The organism is Ureibacillus sp. FSL K6-8385 (genome assembly GCF_038593155.1).
Classification (GTDB): Bacteria; Bacillota; Bacilli; order Bacillales_A; family Planococcaceae; genus Ureibacillus; species Ureibacillus terrenus.
In genome coordinates, this window is record NZ_CP151968.1 from 1,540,675 (window position 1) to 1,559,485 (window position 18,811).

Annotated in this window: 22 protein-coding genes and 1 other annotated feature; of the genes, 1 reads left to right on the forward strand and 21 read right to left on the reverse strand. The window is 42.8% G+C overall.

What is annotated here, in order from left to right; translation table 11 throughout:
* Positions 1-13 precede the first annotated feature (13 nt).
* The 9 genes from NST62_RS07510 to NST62_RS07550 all read right to left on the reverse strand — a co-directional run bounded on the left by NST62_RS07510 (position 14) and on the right by NST62_RS07550 (position 5,795).
* Positions 14-655 carry a helix-hairpin-helix domain-containing protein gene (locus NST62_RS07510; protein WP_141601369.1) on the reverse strand — a complete coding sequence of 214 codons (642 nt, stop codon included), beginning with the start codon at positions 653-655 and terminating at the stop codon, positions 14-16.
* Positions 656-737: 82 nt separating this feature from the next.
* Complete coding sequence (locus NST62_RS07515; RefSeq protein ID WP_246045807.1) at positions 738-1,478, reverse strand: class I SAM-dependent methyltransferase; 741 nt, start codon at positions 1,476-1,478, stop codon at positions 738-740.
* Positions 1,471-1,818, reverse strand: coding sequence for a ribosome silencing factor (rsfS, locus tag NST62_RS07520; RefSeq protein WP_141601370.1), 348 nt, complete (start codon positions 1,816-1,818; stop codon positions 1,471-1,473). Before rsfS ends, NST62_RS07515 begins: the two co-directional genes overlap by 8 nt.
* A gap of 59 nt (positions 1,819-1,877) precedes the next feature.
* Positions 1,878-2,441, reverse strand: coding sequence for a bis(5'-nucleosyl)-tetraphosphatase (symmetrical) YqeK (gene yqeK, locus NST62_RS07525; RefSeq protein WP_141601371.1), 564 nt, complete (start codon positions 2,439-2,441; stop codon positions 1,878-1,880).
* Positions 2,428-3,000, reverse strand: coding sequence for a nicotinate-nucleotide adenylyltransferase (locus tag NST62_RS07530; RefSeq protein ID WP_141601372.1), 573 nt, complete (start codon positions 2,998-3,000; stop codon positions 2,428-2,430). The genes yqeK and NST62_RS07530 overlap by 14 nt, the downstream gene beginning before the upstream one ends.
* Positions 3,001-3,022: 22 nt before the next feature.
* On the reverse strand, positions 3,023-3,316 hold the full coding sequence (gene yhbY / locus NST62_RS07535) for a ribosome assembly RNA-binding protein YhbY (protein ID WP_141601373.1): 294 nt from the start codon (positions 3,314-3,316) through the stop codon (positions 3,023-3,025).
* A 17-nt stretch (positions 3,317-3,333) separates the two neighbouring features.
* The gene (gene aroE, locus NST62_RS07540; RefSeq protein ID WP_141601374.1) at positions 3,334-4,155 is read right to left on the reverse strand and encodes a shikimate dehydrogenase; all 822 of its coding nucleotides are present in this window, start codon (positions 4,153-4,155) and stop codon (positions 3,334-3,336) included.
* A gap of 18 nt (positions 4,156-4,173) precedes the next feature.
* Complete coding sequence (yqeH, locus tag NST62_RS07545; RefSeq protein ID WP_328215965.1) at positions 4,174-5,277, reverse strand: ribosome biogenesis GTPase YqeH; 1,104 nt, start codon at positions 5,275-5,277, stop codon at positions 4,174-4,176.
* Positions 5,277-5,795 (reverse strand): YqeG family HAD IIIA-type phosphatase, encoded by a 519-nt coding sequence (locus NST62_RS07550; RefSeq protein ID WP_141601376.1) that lies wholly within the window; start codon positions 5,793-5,795, stop codon positions 5,277-5,279. Before NST62_RS07550 ends, yqeH begins: the two co-directional genes overlap by 1 nt.
* A gap of 261 nt (positions 5,796-6,056) precedes the next feature.
* Here NST62_RS07550 and sigK point away from each other — a divergent pair, with 261 nt between their 5' ends.
* The gene (gene sigK, locus NST62_RS07555) at positions 6,057-6,782 is read left to right on the forward strand and encodes an RNA polymerase sporulation sigma factor SigK (RefSeq protein WP_141601377.1); all 726 of its coding nucleotides are present in this window, start codon (positions 6,057-6,059) and stop codon (positions 6,780-6,782) included.
* A gap of 279 nt (positions 6,783-7,061) precedes the next feature.
* Here sigK and mtnN read toward each other — a convergent pair whose 3' ends face one another.
* From mtnN to alaS, 12 genes are all read right to left on the reverse strand, one after another.
* Positions 7,062-7,754 carry a 5'-methylthioadenosine/S-adenosylhomocysteine nucleosidase gene (gene mtnN / locus NST62_RS07560; RefSeq protein ID WP_141601378.1) on the reverse strand — a complete coding sequence of 231 codons (693 nt, stop codon included), beginning with the start codon at positions 7,752-7,754 and terminating at the stop codon, positions 7,062-7,064.
* A gap of 62 nt (positions 7,755-7,816) precedes the next feature.
* Positions 7,817-8,476, reverse strand: coding sequence for a YrrS family protein (locus NST62_RS07565; protein ID WP_141601379.1), 660 nt, complete (start codon positions 8,474-8,476; stop codon positions 7,817-7,819).
* Positions 8,477-8,629: 153 nt separating this feature from the next.
* Positions 8,630-9,118, reverse strand: coding sequence for a transcription elongation factor GreA (gene greA / locus NST62_RS07570; RefSeq protein WP_141601380.1), 489 nt, complete (start codon positions 9,116-9,118; stop codon positions 8,630-8,632).
* Between the two features lie 274 nt (positions 9,119-9,392).
* Positions 9,393-10,673: a U32 family peptidase gene (locus tag NST62_RS07575; RefSeq protein ID WP_328215964.1), complete on the reverse strand. Its 1,281-nt coding sequence runs from the start codon at positions 10,671-10,673 to the stop codon at positions 9,393-9,395.
* 16 nt (positions 10,674-10,689) lie between these two features.
* Positions 10,690-11,622: a peptidase U32 family protein gene (locus NST62_RS07580; RefSeq protein WP_328215963.1), complete on the reverse strand. Its 933-nt coding sequence runs from the start codon at positions 11,620-11,622 to the stop codon at positions 10,690-10,692.
* Between the two features lie 6 nt (positions 11,623-11,628).
* Positions 11,629-12,261, reverse strand: coding sequence for an O-methyltransferase (locus NST62_RS07585; RefSeq protein WP_141601383.1), 633 nt, complete (start codon positions 12,259-12,261; stop codon positions 11,629-11,631).
* Between the two features lie 242 nt (positions 12,262-12,503).
* Positions 12,504-13,622, reverse strand: a complete 1,119-nt coding sequence (gene mltG / locus NST62_RS07590) for an endolytic transglycosylase MltG (protein ID WP_328219860.1) — start codon at positions 13,620-13,622, stop codon at positions 12,504-12,506.
* Between the two features lie 236 nt (positions 13,623-13,858).
* Positions 13,859-14,371: a DUF1292 domain-containing protein gene (locus NST62_RS07595; protein WP_181733166.1), complete on the reverse strand. Its 513-nt coding sequence runs from the start codon at positions 14,369-14,371 to the stop codon at positions 13,859-13,861.
* Positions 14,372-14,491: 120 nt separating this feature from the next.
* Positions 14,492-14,803: a DUF1292 domain-containing protein gene (locus NST62_RS07600; protein WP_141601384.1), complete on the reverse strand. Its 312-nt coding sequence runs from the start codon at positions 14,801-14,803 to the stop codon at positions 14,492-14,494.
* 110 nt (positions 14,804-14,913) lie between these two features.
* On the reverse strand, positions 14,914-15,336 hold the full coding sequence (gene ruvX, locus NST62_RS07605) for a Holliday junction resolvase RuvX (RefSeq protein ID WP_342462784.1): 423 nt from the start codon (positions 15,334-15,336) through the stop codon (positions 14,914-14,916).
* Positions 15,333-15,608, reverse strand: coding sequence for an IreB family regulatory phosphoprotein (locus NST62_RS07610; RefSeq protein ID WP_141601386.1), 276 nt, complete (start codon positions 15,606-15,608; stop codon positions 15,333-15,335). The genes ruvX and NST62_RS07610 overlap by 4 nt, the downstream gene beginning before the upstream one ends.
* A 108-nt stretch (positions 15,609-15,716) precedes the next feature.
* Entirely contained in the window at positions 15,717-18,377 is a 2,661-nt protein-coding gene (alaS, locus tag NST62_RS07615) for an alanine--tRNA ligase (protein WP_342462785.1), read from the reverse strand.
* Positions 18,378-18,444: 67 nt separating this feature from the next.
* Positions 18,445-18,686, reverse strand: a binding site (T-box leader).
* Between the last annotated feature and the right edge of the window lie 125 nt (positions 18,687-18,811).

An 18,811-nucleotide genomic window follows, 5' to 3' on the forward strand; every position in this document is an offset into this window, starting at 1 on the left:
ATCGAAATAACGATTAAACGGTAATGAGGTCTTTCAATTTCTCAAAAGTTTTTTCCCCGATGCCGGAAACATTTTTGATATCCTCGATATGTTTAAATTTTCCATGTTCTTCCCGATACTGGATAATCGCTTTCGCTTTGGAAGGACCGATTCCAGGCAAAGTCGTCAGCTGGGATTCATCGGCCGTGTTGATGTTCACCAGTGTTTCTTTACCGCCGGATGGCTGGGTTTGAGTGAATACTTGTCCAATGGATCGCTGTCCCTCCACATCCGGGGTCTCCCCTTTTTTAGGGATGTAGATCACCATTTCATCCTGCAATTTTTGTGCATGATTAATATATTTGGAATCCGCTTCTTCCAGATATCCGCCCGCCAATTGAATGGCGTCGATAATCCGGTCTTCGTTTGTCAATTCATAGACACCGGGAAATTTTACGGCTCCTTTTACATCCACAACGACTTTTGTTGAAGAGGTTTCTTCCGTTTGAAGGGTTTCGTTGTCAGTGAGAGCTGGCTCTTGAGGAATGGTTGAAATGAGTTCCGCTTCATCTGAATGGTCTTGCTGAAGAAATAAATAAATCCCAATGATGAGGCAAAGGATTCCGGGTGCTGCCAATATTTTTCCATACTTTTTGAGAAAGTCTTGGAAAATCATAGAGCACCCCTCTTCATTGTCAGAAGGTAAATCATATGGAGCTACTTTTATCATATCGATTTACCTTCTTGTTGAAAAGATGCTATTTGACCGCGCGAATGAAAATCCGTTCACTCGTTTCGCAAGGAGCTTTGTTTTCCCAGTCTGCCGTTATGAAAACTTCATCAAACCCGGCTTCTTTTAACCACGCTTCATACATTTCAACCGGGAAAGTTCTTTGAACATGTTGCTCGTCAAAACGTTCATACAGTCCCGTTGAATCATCCAATACAAAAAATGTGATGTCATGTTGAACGGAATGCGGCGCTTCCCTTTTTTCGGTGTACCAAATATAAACGATTTCTCCATCATCATACGTAAAAGGGCTTTCCAAAAAGATTTCGTTCATTTTGTATATGGAATGGATATCAAAAAACAGCTGTCCCCCGGGACGCAAAGAAGCGAAAATCCTTTTGAACGTTTCTTTCACTTGGTGTTCCTCTTGCAAATAATTAATAGAATCAATCGGAATCACAATAACGTCAATATCTGAAAATCCTTCCAGCTCTTCCATCGACATTTGATAGAACGGAATCGCTAAACCGGCTTCCTGGGCCCGCTGCTGGGCAACCGCCAACATCGAATCGGATAAATCAATCCCGCTTACTTTGTACCCTGCCTGTTGAAATAAAATCGATAATGTTCCCGTCCCGCAGCCGACATCCAATAATGCAGGATATTTTGAGCTTGGCGCAAACATGGCTACCCATTCCACATACTTTTCATATGGAATATCCTGCATCAGCACATCATATACTTCAGCAAAACGTCCGTAACTATTCACTTGCTATCGGCACTTCGATTTGTGGTGCATCTCCCCATAAACGCTCCAAATTGTAAAATTGGCGGTCCTCTTTATTGAAAATATGCACAACAACATCGTTCAAATCGATTAATACCCAACGGGCGGCGTCAAAACCTTCGACCCTTTTCACATCAAATCCGTTTTCTTCAACTTTATCGATCACTTCCCTTGCAATTGCCTGGATTTGACGTTCGGAATTGCCGTGGCAAATAATAAAATAATCAGCCAACAAAGAAATATTTTTCATATTTAATACCACAATATCTTCCGCTTTCTTGTCATCCAAAGCTTTATACACTACTTGCAACAAATCCGCCATTAAACAAATTTCAACTCCTTTTGCTGTTTACTAATTATTTTTGTAAAACCATCAGTAAGCTAAACCAAAGATTTATAATAATCGTTGTAACACTCGATGGAATCAGGGAAAATCGGCAATTTGCATTCCACCAAAAAGGCCAGGGAATGACGGATGCATGCCCGCATCGCTTCATCCAGGTCCTGCCGCGCTTTTTCCCTCAAAACCTCAATGCCGTCAAATTTCCGGTTTGGTTCGATCATGTCTGCGATATAAACAATTTTTTCCAACTTAGACATATTTGCCCTGCCCGTTGTATGATAACGGATGGCATTTAGGATATCTTCATCCGTAATGTGAAATTCATTTTCCGCAATCCACGCGCCCACGGGACCGTGCAAAATCTCCGGACCCCAATCCAAAAGTCTGGCATCAAGGCCGTTCTCTCTGACAATCGTTTTCATCCATTCTTCATCCGCATATTTGGCCACATCGTGCAAAATGGCAGCGGTTTCTGCCGCTTTTGTGTCTGCACCGTATTTTTCGGCCAATTGAATTGCCGTCTCCATTACTCCTATTGTATGAATAAATCTCTTTTCCGGCATCCGCGATTTAACTCGTTCCAATAATTCATTTCGCCCCATAAAGACCTTCCTTTCGTATGTATGCTTCCACTTCCGGAGGGAGAAGGAATCTCAGCGTGCCGCCTGTCGCAAACCGTTTGCGAATAAGCGTGGAAGACAGCGCAATTTCTGGAGCTTCAACCATGATAATGTCATAGGACGTCTGAGATTTCGTACCCGGCCTTCTGATTCCGACAAATTTGACAAGCTCCAAAAGCTCGTCGATTTTATGCCAAGTATGAAGAGTATCAATCATATCCCCGCCAATGATGAAATAAAATTCCGTGTCCGGCTCTCTCTCCTTCAAAGCTACCATTGTATCGTAAGTATAAGATACGCCGCCCCGTTCAAGCTCTATTGTTTCAACGGTAAATTCCTTGAACGGTTTCACCAGCAATTCCACCATACGAAGCCGATTTTCGGCCGTCGAATCTTTTGGCATTGTTTTGTGCGGGGCAATGGCATTGGGCATAAAGCGGACTTCATCAAGCTTTAAAGCATGATACACTTCATTTGCCATAATTAAATGTCCGATATGCGGGGGATTGAAAGTTCCCCCCAATATGCCGACTTTTTTCATCATGAACACCCGACTTTAAACATTATTTAGGTAATTGGATTCGTTTATTTTTCGTTGACTCTTTATATAGCACGACCGTGAGGCCGATCAATTGGACAAGCTCGGAATTTGTCCCTTCAGCCAACGCTTCCGCCACTTCATGTTTATCCATTTCGCAATTGTCCAAAATGCGGACCTTTATCAGTTCTCTCGCCTCAAGCGCATCTTCTATTTGGCGAAGCATTTGTTCGTTTACTCCGCCTTTTCCGACCTGGAAAATCGGAGTCAAATGATGGGCCTCCGCCCGCAAAAATCTTTTCTGTTTTCCGGTAAGCATAATTTCCTCCTGGTTGTCTATTTTAATTGTTCCATCAATCTTTTCATCATTTCTTCCGTATCCGGATATTGTCCAAGCCAGTGCTTAAAAGCGATTGCCCCTTGGTGGACAAACATTCCCAATCCTGTCACGATTTTTGCTCCGCGCTTTTCAGCTTCCAGCAAAAATGGCGTCATTAAAGGATTATATACGATATCCGCTGCAATCGCCTCTTTTTGCAGCCCGTCCAGCGAAATTGGAAGCCCGCTTTCCCCGGTGGATAACCCTAACGAAGTCGCCTGAATGACGATGCCGTACTGAGACAGCTGTTTTTCCGCTTCTTCCAGGGAGAGCGCGGTTCCGCTGCCGAGTTCTTGTATGATGCTTTCCGCCTTCGACACGGTACGATTGGCAATATCAACTTGTTTATAGCCATATTCTTTCAATGCAAAAGCAATCCCTCTGCCAGCACCACCTGCACCTATGATCAGCACCTTATTCTCCTTATGCTTTCCAACCGCTTCCTCCAGAGCATGAACAAAGCCGGCACCATCCGTATTATATCCTTTTAATGTGCCATCCTCTTGTCTCACAACCGTATTGACGGCGCCCATTTTTTCTGCCATCGGATCAAGTTCGTCCAAATATTGGATAATCTCTTCCTTATGGGGTATTGTTACATTCCATCCGCTTGCCCCGAGCAATTTTAAAGCGGCCACCGCTTCCCTTAAATTCTCCCTTTTGACATGGATGGGAATATATGCCGCATCGATTCCCATTTCCTGAAACCACGTATTATGCATAAAAGGGGATTTTGAATGTTCAATCGGATCGCCAATCACGGCAAACCATTTTTTCATCTTCCTACCTCTCTCTCTTTAAATTAACGAAGGCCGAACGAATACTTCTACACCTTTTGGTGCATGGCAGGCTACGACGGCCGGCGAATGCTGCACGGTAATCCATCCAAGTCCCGAAATCACAATATCCGTTTTGCCTTGCTTAATGGAAAATTCATGACGGACAAATTCCGGCAACCGGTCCAAATATTCTTCGGAAGGGGGAGACAATAATTTCCCTTTATGTTCCTGATACAATCCGTCCGCTTTTACCAGTTTCGTGCGATGTATAGGCAGATCGTTCGAAACATATATTGTAAATGAATTACGGTTGCCTTTAATGTAGTCAAAACGGGCAAGACCTCCAATAAACAAGGTCTGTTCAGGGTTTAATTGGTACACTTTCGGCTTAATCTCTTTCTTCGGTGTAATATATTTGAGCTCGCTTTCGTGGATATGATGGGCCATTTGATGATGATTGATGATTCCCGGCGTATCGTAAATGGCGGTTCCGTCTTCCAGAGGAATCCGGATCATATCAAGGGTTGTCCCAGGAAAATGGGATGTCGTGATTAAATCTCCTTCGCCGGTAACCTTCTTAATGATGCGGTTAATGAATGTCGACTTCCCTACATTGGTGCATCCTACGACAAAGACATCTTTTCCTTCGCGGTATTGTTCAATCGCTTCGATCACTTCATCCATTCCATATCCTTTATGCGCACTTACAAGTTTCACGTCAATCGGGAACAAACCGTATTCCCGGCAGGCTCTTTTCAACCAACGGATGACTTTTTCTTTTTTCACCGATTTAGGCAACAAATCCGATTTATTGGCCACAAGCAATACCGGATTGTTCCCGACAAACCGGTGAATTCCCGGAATGAAGCTTCCGTTGAAGTCAAAAATATCTACAATTTTTACAATCAATCCGTCATGTTCGCTTAATCCGTTCAAGATTCTTAAAAAGTCGTCATCCGTCAGGCGGACCGGTTGCAGTTCGTTATAATGTTTCAACCGAAAGCATCTTTGGCAAATGATTTCTTCTTTTTCCAAAGTTTTTGGCGGCGCATAGCCCGGTGCCTCCGGGTCTTCTGTCTGGATTTTGACACCGCAGCCAATGCAAATTGGCATTTCAGTCATTATCTTTCCTCCCACATCGTAATTCCTTTTCGTTTTAAAACATTAAACAACCGTTTTTCGAAAAAGCGGTTAAAGCGCGTAACAAAACCATCCGACTCCGCAACGGGCCGGACCAAAAACGTATAGAGTTCGAGCCGTTTCGCACCAAAAATGTCCGTAAGCAGCTGATCCCCTATCATCGCTACTTCTCTCCTGCTTAATTCCAATTTTTCCAACGCCGCTTTATAAGCCAGCCCCAATGGTTTTTTGGCACGGTACACATATGGAATCTCCAGAGGCTCCGCAAATCGTTTCACCCGCGCTTCGCTGTTGTTGGAAGCAATCACGATGCGGATGCCCGCCTCTTTCATGATTTGCATCCATTCCGCAACTTCCTCCGTTGCATCCTTCCGATTCCATTCAATCAATGTATTATCTAAATCGGTGATCAACCCGCGTATTCCTAACTGATACAATTTTTCAGGAGTTATTTCAAATACAGATGTCACAAATTCATTCGGCAAGAATAACTTATACAATAGCCTTTCCCCTTTTTTACAAAATTTCTTTCCCATTATAGCATATCCCTTCAATTTGAAACCTATGTGGACCCTGCATTCGGCAGCAGTTTCATCCTCAAATATAGTACAACATTTGCAACAATTTCTAAACTATCAAATGTTCAACATTTCTATCAACCATTTCACGCATTTTACTTTTTTCTACAGAATGAGCGCAATTACTCATGTTTGCATAATATAGTACATATAATGTCGAAAAAAGCGGAAAGGATGTGGTCCTTGGGCGGCATATTGGCATCTTTGATTCAGCTTTGGCTAGACATCCCCGCGTTTCTAGGATACTTGAAAGGGCAGGCGTTTCATAAGCCCTTTACATCCGAAGAAGAAGCAGAAGCCATTGAACGTTTTCTTGCAGGAGATGAACAGGCAAGGCTTGATTTAATCGAACGGAATATGAGGCTCGTTGCCCACGTTGTAAAGAAGTTTCATCCACCCCATGAACAGCTGGACGATTATATCTCCATCGGGACCATCGGTTTAATGAAAGCGGTCAGCAGCTATACGCCGGATAAAAAAACCCGCCTTGCCACATACGCAGCCAGATGTATCGAGAACGAAATCCTGATGCACTTGCGGGCACAAAAAAAGGTGCAAAAGGACGTATCTTTGTTCGAACCGATCGGCGTCGACAAAGAAGGACAATCGTTGCAAATCCGGGATATATTGCAATTGGATGAAAAACCTGCCGTTGAAAAAATCGAACAAAAAGAAAGTTTTGAACAACTATACTCCTATCTGAAAACACTGGATCCGAGGGAATTGGAGATTATCATTTACCGCTACGGTTTAAATAACGAAGAACCTTTGACACAAAAGGAAATAGCAAAAAAATTGAATATTTCCCGAAGCTATGTATCCCGCATCGAGAAAAGGGCTCTCGTGAAATTGTACCAGCAGTTTAAACATAATCAAAATGAAAGAGAAAGGGAACGGGAAAAAAAGTAAGACACTGAGCCGGCTCATTATTGGAGCGGCTCAGTTTTATTTTTATAAAAAAGAAAAAGCTCATTTAAATATACATTTAAACGAGCTTATCAGTCATTATTTATCAAATTTTGCTAAATCGCTGCTCGCACCGTACCATGCGATAATCCCTACAAGAGCAGTGATGATGACAGAAACTAACATTAACGTTAATTCCATAACTTAACCTCCTCTAAAATATAACACGCCTACATATATATTACTTTTTTCAAAATCATATCGTCAAGACCTTGTCAAAGCTCATAATTTCTCGATGGTTTTTAGAACAATCTCTGTGGAATGTTTGGCGGCCAAAGGCAAAAACTCCTCAAAGCTGATATTCGATTCTTTTCCCGCAATATCGGATAAAGCGCGAATCACCACAAATGGCGTTTTGAAATGATGGCAAACTTGAGCCACCGCAGCGGCCTCCATTTCGCAGGCTTTCATTTGCGGGAAATGGCTCCGCACCGCTTCCACCCGCTCAGGGTCGCTCATAAATGAATCTCCTGAGCAAATAAGGCCGACGCCATATGTGTGCTCCCCGATTTCTTCCACCGCTTCAACCGCCAATTTCACCAAAGATTCATCCGCTTTGTAGGAAGCCGGCATCCTCGGCACTTGCCCCATTTCATATCCAAAAACAGTGCAATCCACATCATGGTGGCGCACTTCATCCGAAATGACAACGGAACCCACTTCCAGCTCCGGATCATATCCGCCTGCGGAACCTGTATTAATGACTACATCAGGGTGAAATTGATGAAGCAGAATCGTCGTTGTCATGGCGGCATTCACCTTGCCGATGCCGCTTTTTAACAATACGATCTCTTTCCCTTTGTATGTACCAGTAGTATATTCATTGCCCGCAATGGTCATGACCTGTTTATCTTCCAAGGCATCCCTCAAAAGTTCCACTTCTTCTTCCATCGCACCGATTACTGCAATTTTCATTTATTTTTCCTCCTCCATATAACATCTATTCCAAAGTAACGGAAAAGAGGAAAAAGGTCAATTCAGTTCTTATATGTTCCGTTAAGTTGTTTTAATATTTCCACCTTGATTGGAATCCAGCCCGCATTGTCGATCCATTTAATGTGTACCCGGTATTTTTTGGATTGATCCTTTGAAGAAACGACCGCAATTGCCCCTTTTCCTGTCCCATCATTTCTTACGGACCAATAAATGATATCGTCTTCCGGAAGTTCAACCGCATTGCGGATGGTGATCAATTTCTCCTCATAATCGATATGCCCTTCCTGGAATGCGGAAACATGCTCTCCTGTTTGTTTCGTCGGAGTCACTTTCCAATTGTTGTTCACGATGACTTTTTCCACATTGGCGTCCTTCGAAGTCGTCACGATGATATCATCACCGTTTTCAAAGCTGTCAGATGCATCTTCATCCCCAAGCTCTCCCGGCTTTTCGCTTTTTTCATTATTCTTATCATTTTCCCCGGCTTTATTGGATTGTTTCCCTTTTCCCGCTTTCATTTCTTGGATCGTTTCCGCATCTTTTGCTTCCTGCTGTTCATCATTCACGATGAAATACACATTAATGACGATTAATGTAAAGACGATGGCGATCAATATATTCAGAATGCGGTTCATTTTCCGCTTATTGTTTGAAATGCGTCTCATTCTCCGGCTTTTCATTTCTTGATTTTCTTGCGGCATACAATTCCTCCTTTCTACTTTTTACATATTACCAAGAAAACGAGAAAATCCATAATCTTCAATAATTTTTTAAGAAAGTTGTTAAAAAATATTACAAATGAAAAAGTCGACAAATTTTTAAACAAAAATTTGTCGACCGTTTACAAAGCGAAATCATTCGTAAGAAGAACGGATGTTGACGATTTTTACTTCCATCTCGCCGCCTGGAGTCGTGAATTTTACTACATCTCCCACTTTATGGCCCATCAACGCTTTTGCAATAGGCGAATCGTTTGAGATTTTCCCCTCAAACGGATCCGCTTCCGCCGAGCCGACAATGACATATTCTTCTTCTTCTCCATCAGGCAATTCCACGAATGTAACCGCTTTACCCAGTGTAACGATGTCAGCTTCATCTTCGTTTTCTTCAATGATCACCGCATTGCGGAGCATATTTTCGATTGCCGAAATGCGGCTTTCTACGAATGCTTGTTCTTCTTTGGCGGAATCGTACTCAGAGTTTTCGGACAAATCTCCAAAACCGCGGGCCACTTTAATGCGTTCTACGACTTCTTTCCGTTTTTCCGTTTTTAAATATTCCAACTCTTTTTCCAATTTTTCTTTACCAGCCAAAGTCATTGGGTATTGTTTTTCATTTGCCAAGACAATCACTCCTTAAGATACATCGCTTTTTTCCAATGCAGTAATGCATGGAGATGCAATCGTTTTCTCTTGCGCAAAAATGTTCTTCTATATGATAAAACCCGGTTATTAGAAAAGCATATGTCGCGTTGGAATCTTTTAGAAGAACCGACGCACGCCCTCTAATAACCGAATTTTACGACTTAATTTATATAATTGTATGGAATGTTAAAATCATGCAAATAATACAATATCCATCATAGTACACATTGAAGCTTGTTTCAAGAACCATTCTCTATTTTTTATGCCATCTTCTCATCATATTGTATGGATGAAGAGGCTGTTCCACTTTAAATTTCACGATTTGGAGCGGATGGTTTGCCACCTCGATCGGCTCGTTATCCTCATTCCACATTTGGCCGACCGTCATTGTAAAAGTATCAATTTCAGGCCCAAAGAATTCAACCTTATCTCCTGTTTTAAAATAGTTGCGCTGCTGCAAAGTTACCATTTGCGTTTCCTCATCATAGTCAAGCACGAATCCGGCAAAATCCCATTCCGGTTTTTTCGCATGGAAACCATACATTTGCTGTTTATAGCTGGGTTCCCCTTCAAAGAAGGCTGAGGCGGTTGCCCGGTTAGCGCAACGGTCCAATTCTTCCAGCCATTCCCGCTTGATTTTGAAGTTTTCAGGATCTGCGCAATAGCTGTCGATCACTTTGCGATAAACGGAAATCACCGTTGCCACATAGTGGATGGATTTCATGCGCCCTTCCACTTTTAATGAGTCGATTCCCAGTTCTATCATATGCGGAATGGATTCGATTAGTTTTAAATCTTTCGGACTCATCGCAAAAGGGGCATCGCCTTGGTTGAACAAAGGAATTTCATTTCCATCCACATTTTCATACAAGTCATAATCCCAGCGGCAGCTTTGGCAGCATCCGCCGCGGTTGGAGTCGCGGGCGGTCATATGGTTGGATAATACGCAGCGGCCGGAATATGCAATGCACATCGCGCCATGAACAAAGGTTTCAATTTCAATATCCACCTTCTCTTTGATTTGGCGGATTTCCTCTGCGCCTACCTCACGGGCCAGCACAATCCGGTCGAGGCCCTCATCTTTCCAGAATTTCACCGCTTTCCAGTTGGTTGAGGATTGTTGCGTTGACAGATGGATTTCCAGCTCAGGCGCCACTTTTTTGCATGTTTCAATAATTAAAGGATCTGCGACGATAATCCCTTTTACGCCGACGTCCGCGATTGCGCGCAAGTATTCTTCTAATCCCGCCATGTTTTCATTGTGGGCGAAGATATTTGTTGTCACATAAACAACCGCGCCATATTTTTTCGCGAATTCCACTCCTTCGCGCATTTCTTCAATGGTGAAGTTATCCGCATTGGAGCGCAGACCGAATTCCTGCCCGCCGATAAATACCGCATCCGCGCCATAATGGACAGCCACCTTCAATTTTTCGAGGCTTCCTGCAGGCGCGAGCAGTTCAGGTTTTTTCGTAATGACGCGTTTCCCGTTGATCGTTTCACGGATGCTTTCATTTTCGATCAATTGCAACATTCAAGCCCCTCCTTTCTTAATACACCGTTTCTTTATAGATAAATCCGGTATCCAGCGGTCTTAACGGCGGCTGGATGGCCGCGATTTGTTCATATAAATCATCTTTGATTTCATCGTAGGCTTCTTCGCCCTGGTCGAAATAAGCATCGATTGCCTGCCGATAAAGTTTTGTCACGGTAGTAATATATTCTTCCGATTTCAAAATGCCGTCAATTTTAAAGGCATCTATGCCCGCTTCAAAAAACTCCGTCAATTCATCGATCAGACAAATATCATTCGGCGAGAAAATATGCGTTCCGTTCATGTCTTCGTAAATCGGATACCGGTTGTTGCGCTCTTTATCATGCAAAAACATGTTTTTATTTTCTTTGCGGTTCTCGACTTCCATCACTTGGCCGCGATATAGGAAGTAGTTGCCCAACAATTTGCGTTTGGATTGGAAAATGCAAGTCATGCCATGTACTTGCACTTCGATTTCATATTTTGAGTTTTCTTTGATTTCCAAGATTTCATCCAAGGATAATTCCCGGGCCAACACTGTCCGTTTTGCGCCTCTTTCTCCCCAATAATTTACTTGAAACCAGTTTGTGGCAGTCGTTTCCGGATTCCAATGCAGAGGAATCGTAATGCCAAACTCCCTCACGGACACAACGACCGCCGGGTCACCGAACAAAATGGCGTCTGGACCGATTTTTTGGAGCTTTTTCAAATATTCGTCCAATTCCTCCAACCGATCATTATGGAATAAAGCGTTGCAAGAAACATATACTTTCTTTCCAGCTTTGTGGATCATCTCAGTTGCTTCCTTGACTTGGTCGATGTCAAATTCCCCGGCAAGGCGCAAGCCAAAGCGTTGCTCCCCAATGAGGAAAGCGTCAGCTCCTGCCTCAATCAAATCTTTTATATGGGACAGTGACTTTGGAGTCACAAGCAATTCCGGTTTTTTCAAATAACTTCACCTCTTTAAACAAATTAACAAACCATCTCCAACAGGAACGAATGTCGTCTGATAATCGGGATGGTTTTTGATCCATTCGGTAAATTCTTTTAATTTGCGAATCATTGAACGTTTGCCTCTTGGCACTTCCTCTACAGGCATGTCGGAAAGCCCGTGCATATATATATTGTCGATATATATGACTCCCCCGGCCGGCACAAGAGGGGAAAATCTTTCAAAAAACCGCATATTTTGGCCTTTTGCCGCATCTATAAAAACCGCATCAAAAACGGATTGGATATTCGCCACATCTACTTCCAATGCATCTCCTTCAATCACCGTAATCCGGTGCACCGCATCTGACTCTCCGATAAACTGCTTCGCCAGTTGAACGCGCTCACGGTCCCGTTCGATGGTCACTATTCGGCAATCCGGCAAAGCCTGCGCTATGCGGAGCGCTGAATAACCGATGGCCGTTCCTATCTCCAACAGCGTCTTCGGCCGCTGAATCCTTAAAAACTGCTCCAATACTTCCATTGCCGGAAGCTGCATAATCGGAATACGGTGCATTTGTGCATATTGTTCCATTTTTACTAACAGGTCATTCCGGGGATGAAGGAAGGATTCGATAAACTTGTCTGAAAACTCCATGTTTTCTCTCCTTCAGATGCTATATAAAAAAGAAAAAACCAAACATGTTGGCTTTATGATCATTCCCCTATGGAAAATCACATTTAATCATATCACGAAAATGAATGGAAAGCGAATAATCTTTACGATTTTCATCAAAAAAAGGTTCGATTTCATACTAACGTCTGAAATTCTTTGACTTATCAAATGAGAAAATAGCAGTTCAAACCATCGATGGTGAATACTGCTATTTTCCGGAACAATTATTCTTTTTTCTCTTTGTCGCCACTATTATTTATATATTTGCTCTTATTTTTTAAATGCTCTTCATATGTCTTCGCAAAGTGGTTGTTTCCTTCCTTGTCGGCCAAGAAATAAAGATATTCGGTATCCGTCGGATTTAATGCCGCTTCAATGGAAACGATGCCGGCATTGGCGATAGGTCCCGGCGGCAAGCCTGGATTTACATACGTATTATAAGGGTTTTTCACTTTTAAATCTTCATATAGCACCCGGTCTTTATGTTCGCCCAGAGCATATAAAACCGACGGGTCTGTTTGGAGAGGCATGCCGGCTTCCAACCGGTTATAGAATACGCTTGCGATCGTTTCCCGATCCGATTTTGCCGTCGCTTCCTCTTCCAACAGGGATGCGAACGTCAAAAGCGTATGGACGGTCATCTTCTTTTCGGCAATCAACGGTTTATATTCATTGATGACACTATTTGTTTTTTCAATCATTGGCAGTATAATGTCGTCCAAAGAAACGTCTTTTTCATAAAAAGAATATGTCGCGGGGAATAAATAGCCTTCCAACGGATAACGGATGTTTTCATTGAAGATTTCATCCGTTAACAAATCCGGATAAGCGGCCATTACGCCATTGATAAATTCTTCGTTGTTGACCCTCTCCATGAATTGTTCTTTCGTATAGTCGGTGCGCTTTTCGATAATGTTTCCGATCTGTTCTAATGTCATGCCTTCGGGGATTGTGATTTTAAAAACAGGTTCCCTGTAAACTTTCCCTGTTTTTAAGCTTTCCAGAATTTCATCCAGCGTCATGCTTGGCGTCATCGTATAATTGCCTGCCTGGAAGTTGGACTGGTTTTTAAATTTAGCATAATATTTAAATACGGTCGCATTTTTTATGATTCCATGTTCTTCCAGAATCTTTGAAATGGAAGAAATTCCGGAACCCATTGGAATTTCCACTTGTATTTGTTTTTCCGAATCCGGATCGACCGGCTTCAGAGCGCTTTTGATATATAATGTGCCAAAAATGCCGATAACGGCGATACAGGCTAAAACTATGACTGTGACCCTTGTTACAATTCGACGGACCACTTTACCTTCCTGTTTACGCTGCTTTATTTTATCCAACATCTCCTGGTCCACATATTTCCCTCCTATAATGTTTCATACATATGATATAAAATAATGGTAAGATTAACAATATTTAAATATCCCTTAGGCCTTCCGCATCCCTTTTCTATGTATTTTTACGTTTTTTCGCAAGAAAGGTTCGAACCCGGCCGCGCCTTACCGCTAAATGTAAGCGTCCTTCTGCGGTGATGTTCACAATGATTGCAGAAGAACGCTTTTTTACTTACGGACAGCCTTTATCGTTGAATCCGTTCAACGATTTCCTCTATTTTTTTCCATTCTTCCTCCGTTTCAATCGGAAATAGTTCTTCGATTCCCCCGTCCTCTGATTCCTCGAAGCTTGCCGCATATAGTTCGCCATTTTTTCCTTCATCCACTACCGTATAGACGACATATTTTTTTCCGGTCTCTTCAAGTTCAAAACGGTACATGATTTGGCATTCCACTTCGTTTCCGTCTTCATCTGTGGCGAAAAAAGTATTTTGTTCGTCCGTGAAAGCATCCACCAATGTGTTGTAGACTTCTTCCACCATATCCCATTCTTCTTCGCTTTCCAGATCCTGAAAATTCGACATCTCCAGATTTTCATCCGTTTCATAGCGGACAGCGGAAATTTCCCCTGTATCATTTCCGTTTTCATCCAATATGGAATAGATACAATAAGAGTGATCATCCGTATCAAATGTAAACAACACCTTGCATGTTTTGATTCCTTCTTCTGTTTCCAATGTAAATAATGGCTGGTCCATAATTTCCTCCTGATCCATTTTCGATTTTGAGTAATAGTTTGTGGAATGTAGAATATAAAATGATTTTTTCGGGGCAAAAAGCAAGAAAAAAGTAGGCAAGAGACTGCCTACTCTTTCCAATTAATCCTCATCTTCTTCCTCTTCGAATTCTTCCTCCAAAGAGTGGATGACTTCTTCAATCATATCCCATTCTTCTTCCGTTTCAATCGGGAACAATTCCCCTTCTTCCCCATTTTCGCCGGGGATGAAGGAAGAAGCGAAGATTTCGATTTGACCTTCTTCATCTTCCTCTGCACCGACTGGGGTATATAATACATAGGACTTTCCAAATTTCTCCGAATCAAATGTATGAATGACTTCACAAAGCTGTTCGTTTCCGTCTTCATCAATGACGGTAATTTGTCTTTCTTCGAACTCATGATTATGTGCCATGTTGGCCACCTCTTTCTAACGGATTAAGGAAATCTATATCATCCCCGACAAATTGTCTTAAGGACAGTATGAATCAATCTTGCATTTATCTATTCACCCAATTTGGGATGTCACCGGAAGGATCTGCTGTCTAAATAACCCTGCAAAATCATGACAGCCGCCATTTTATCAATCACTTTTTTTCTTTTTTTCCGGCTGACGTCCGCTTCGATCAGCATCCGTTCGGCCGCCATCGTGGTTAACCTTTCGTCCCAAAGAGTGACTGGCAAGTTGAACGTTTCTTCCAACAGTTTTTTATATTTTTCCGAAGCTTCTCCCCGGGGGCCAACGGTATTGTTCATATTCTTTGGATATCCCACCACAAATTCGGTAACCCCATACTCTTCTACCAGTTCTTTAATCCGTTCTAACCCGAATTCGCCCGCTTCCTCATCTATATGAATCGTTTCAATCCCTTGGGCCGTCAATCCCAATGGATCGCTGATTGCTATGCCAATCGTTTTTGCACCGACATCTAAACCCATTATCCTCATTCTGATTTATCCTCTTTATGATGTTTGATATAGAATTTTACAAGTTCCTCCAAAATTTCGTCGCGTTCAAGTTTGCGGATTAAATTTCGTGCATCTTGATGGCGAGGAATATATGCCGGATCACCAGATAACAGGTACCCCACAATTTGATTCGTCGGATTATATCCTTTTTCTTCAAGAGCAGAGTACACTTTTAACATGACTTGCTTGACTTCTTCTTCCATTGATTCTTCCGGAAAACTAAATTTCATCGTTTGATCGAACGAACTCAAGACCAGCACCTCGCTTTCAGAAATAAGGGGTTGGACAGGAAATTCCAGCTCCATTTCCTTTATTATAACTGATACAATGAGCAGGCGAAATAGATTTATTCCCTAGTTTTAAATAGATTTTACGTAATCATATACAGATTGGAGGGCTTCTTCAAGTTTGGAAGCATCTTTTGCGCCGGCCATCGCCATATCAGGTCTTCCGCCGCCCTTGCCGCCGCATTTTTCGGCAACGGATTTTACAATATTTCCTGCATGATATTCTTTTCCGGCAATATCTTTTGTGACGCCCGCACAAAGCATCACTTTGCCGTCATGCACAGCCCCAAGGACAATGACCGCTTTTTCCAGCTTCATTTTTAAGTCGTCCATCATTTGGCGAAGCTGATTATTATCTTTTGCTTCAACCCGTGTAGACAATACGGTAATATCCCCGATTTTTTGCGCCGCATCCAAGACGCTTGCTGCTTCAAGGTTTGCCAATTTTTGTGACAATGATTCATTTTCGCGTTGAAGTTCTTTAAACTCCCCTTGCAATCCTTGAATTCGCATCACCAAATCTTTTGGATTTGATTTAAATTGGGCAGCCGCTTCTTGCAGGATTCTTTCTTCTTCTTTCACCGCAAAGTAAGCGCCTTTTCCTGTCACGGCTTCAATGCGTCTTACCCCTGCACCGATTCCGCCTTCGGAAACGATTTTAAATAATCCTATTTCAGAAGTGCGGTTGACATGCAGACCGCCGCAAAGCTCGATGGAATAATCGCTGACTTGTACCACGCGCACGATATCTCCGTACTTTTCACCGAAGAGCGCCATTGCCCCGAGCGCTTTTGCTTCTTCCAGCGGCATTTCTTCGATGACCACTTCAATATCTTCCCAAATTTTTTCATTGATGATGCGCTCAATTTGTTCCAATTCTTCTTTTGTGACTTGTCCAAAGTGCGTAAAGTCGAAGCGCAGACGATCCGGACCTACATAGGAACCTGCCTGATTAGCGTGTTCGCCCAATACATCTTTCAACGCCCGGTGCAATAAGTGCGTAGCCGTATGGTTTTTCACAATCAGCTTACGCTCTTCTTGATTCACTTTCGCTTTTACTTTGTCATTGATGCGCATTTCCCCTGACTCAACGACCACTGTATGAAGATGTTGTCCGTTTGGCGCAAGTTGGACGTCTTTGACTACCGCTCTGAATGCGTCGCCTTCAAGGATTCCGGTATCTGCAATCTGGCCCCCCATTTCCGCATAGAATGGCGTTTCGGCCAAAATGACAAACGCTTCTTCCCCTTCCGATACCATATCCGCCTGTTGGCCATTTGCCACTATCGCAGCAACCGTTGTATCGCATTCCGCCACTTCATATCCGACAAAGACTGATGGCACTGTCAAATTTGTCAACACTTCATTTTGCACTTGCATGGAATCAACGTCGGCACGCGCGCTTCTTGCACGTTCCCGCTGTTTCTCCATCTCTTTTTCGAATCCTTCTTCATCAATCGTCATGCCGTGCTCTTCCGCATATTCTTTTGTCAATTCAACCGGGAAACCATACGTATCATATAAACGGAAGACATCTTCACCCGGAATTTCAGTAAGACCCAATTTTTTCTCCCGCTCAACCACTTCATTTAAAATTTCAAGACCGGCATCCAACGTTTCCAAGAAACGGATTTCTTCATTTTTCACTACCCGTTGGATGAATTCACAATTTTGGCTCACTTCCGGATAGAAGTCTTTCATGATTTCTCCTACCACCGGAACGAGTTCGAACATGAACGGCTTCTCAATGCCGATTTGTCTTGCATAACGGACCGCGCGGCGAAGCAAACGGCGGATGACATAGCCGCGTCCTTCGTTGGATGGCAGAGCACCATCCCCGATCGCAAAGGCGACTGTGCGGATATGGTCTGCAATGACTTTGAATGGTGTATTAATATCTTCCTTATTATTGAAGATTTCTTTCAAATCGATTTCCCCTGGCCGTTTATAACGGCGGTTGGCAAACTCCTCGATTTTTTCGATGATAGGCATGAACAAATCTGTATCAAAGTTTGTCGGTACGTTTTGCACAACGGAAGCCATCCGTTCAAGTCCCATGCCGGTATCGATGTTTTTCTTAGGCAGCGGCGTATAGGTGCCGTCAGGATTATGATTGAATTGGGAGAACACCAGATTCCAGATTTCTAAATAGCGTTCATTTTCTCCGCCCGGGAACAATTCCGGATCGTTTGGATCATTGCCGTATTCCGGACCACGGTCATAGAAAATTTCCGAGTTCGGACCGGATGGACCTTCCCCGATATCCCAGAAGTTTCCTTCAATGCGGATGATGCGTTCTTCCGGCAATCCGATTTCATTTTTCCAAATGTCATAAGCTTCTTCATCTTCCGGATGAATTGTAACGGAAAGCTTTTCCGGATCGAATCCCATCCATTTGGGATCTGTTAAAAATTCCCATGCATAATGGATCGCTTCCCTTTTAAAATAATCCCCGATGGAGAAGTTTCCTAACATTTCGAAAAAAGTATGGTGGCGGGCTGTTTTTCCTACATTTTCAATATCATTTGTGCGGATCGATTTTTGGGCATTTGTAATTCTTGGATTTTCAGGAATTTCACGGCCGTCAAAATATTTTTTCAACGTCGCCACCCCTGAATTGATCCAAAGAAGGGACGGGTCATTGACTGGAATCAATGAAGCGGATGGTTCAATTTTATGGCCTTTTTCAACAAAAAAGTCTAAAAATTTGCGACGAATCTCTGCTGCTTTCATTCGTTTAAACCTCCTGTATTGTTCCTCCTGAATTTTTTTCGCCAAAATGAAAAAAGTCTTCATCCCGGTAAGGGACGAAGACGGATATTTCGCGGTACCACCCTTGTTACAGTTTCCATCGAACCCGCTGCAGGATGAATTACAGCCATTGGAAACTGTCACTCTGGCCACTGTAACGTAAGTGAACGGCAGGGATTAGCTGCACTCTGGAGTAGCTTTCCGCTATTGCCGCTGTGGAGATTCTTTCAGCCCAAGGAATCCCTCTCTTTGCACTTGGCAAAAACGTACTTTCTCCTTCATCGTGTTCCCGATTTTCCATTTTGTTATATTCTCAGTAAATTATATGAAAACCGAAAAATCATGTCAATAAATATAGCAAACGTACCACACTTCTTAATAAGCGGATTCGTTCATATACTGTCCAAAAACAGACG

Excerpts from the sequence above, each read along its gene's own strand:
- NST62_RS07510 (WP_141601369.1), bottom strand. The coding sequence starts at position 655 with ATGATTTTCCAAGACTTTCTCAAAAAGTATGGAAAAATATTGGCAGCA.
- rsfS (WP_141601370.1), bottom strand. The coding sequence starts at position 1,818 with ATGGCGGATTTGTTGCAAGTAGTGTATAAAGCTTTGGATGACAAGAAA.
- yqeK (WP_141601371.1), bottom strand. The coding sequence starts at position 2,441 with ATGGGGCGAAATGAATTATTGGAACGAGTTAAATCGCGGATGCCGGAA.
- NST62_RS07530 (WP_141601372.1), bottom strand. The coding sequence starts at position 3,000 with ATGAAAAAAGTCGGCATATTGGGGGGAACTTTCAATCCCCCGCATATC.
- yhbY (WP_141601373.1), bottom strand. The coding sequence starts at position 3,316 with ATGCTTACCGGAAAACAGAAAAGATTTTTGCGGGCGGAGGCCCATCAT.
- aroE (WP_141601374.1), bottom strand. The coding sequence starts at position 4,155 with ATGAAAAAATGGTTTGCCGTGATTGGCGATCCGATTGAACATTCAAAA.
- yqeH (WP_328215965.1), bottom strand. The coding sequence starts at position 5,277 with ATGACTGAAATGCCAATTTGCATTGGCTGCGGTGTCAAAATCCAGACA.
- mtnN (WP_141601378.1), bottom strand. The coding sequence starts at position 7,754 with ATGAAAATTGCAGTAATCGGTGCGATGGAAGAAGAAGTGGAACTTTTG.
- NST62_RS07565 (WP_141601379.1), bottom strand. The coding sequence starts at position 8,476 with ATGCCGCAAGAAAATCAAGAAATGAAAAGCCGGAGAATGAGACGCATT.
- NST62_RS07575 (WP_328215964.1), bottom strand. The coding sequence starts at position 10,673 with ATGTTGCAATTGATCGAAAATGAAAGCATCCGTGAAACGATCAACGGG.
- NST62_RS07585 (WP_141601383.1), bottom strand. The coding sequence starts at position 12,261 with ATGGAGTTTTCAGACAAGTTTATCGAATCCTTCCTTCATCCCCGGAAT.
- mltG (WP_328219860.1), bottom strand. The coding sequence starts at position 13,622 with ATGTTGGATAAAATAAAGCAGCGTAAACAGGAAGGTAAAGTGGTCCGT.
- NST62_RS07595 (WP_181733166.1), bottom strand. The coding sequence starts at position 14,371 with ATGGACCAGCCATTATTTACATTGGAAACAGAAGAAGGAATCAAAACA.
- NST62_RS07600 (WP_141601384.1), bottom strand. The coding sequence starts at position 14,803 with ATGGCACATAATCATGAGTTCGAAGAAAGACAAATTACCGTCATTGAT.
- ruvX (WP_342462784.1), bottom strand. The coding sequence starts at position 15,336 with ATGAGGATAATGGGTTTAGATGTCGGTGCAAAAACGATTGGCATAGCA.
- alaS (WP_342462785.1), bottom strand. The coding sequence starts at position 18,377 with ATGAAAGCAGCAGAGATTCGTCGCAAATTTTTAGACTTTTTTGTTGAA.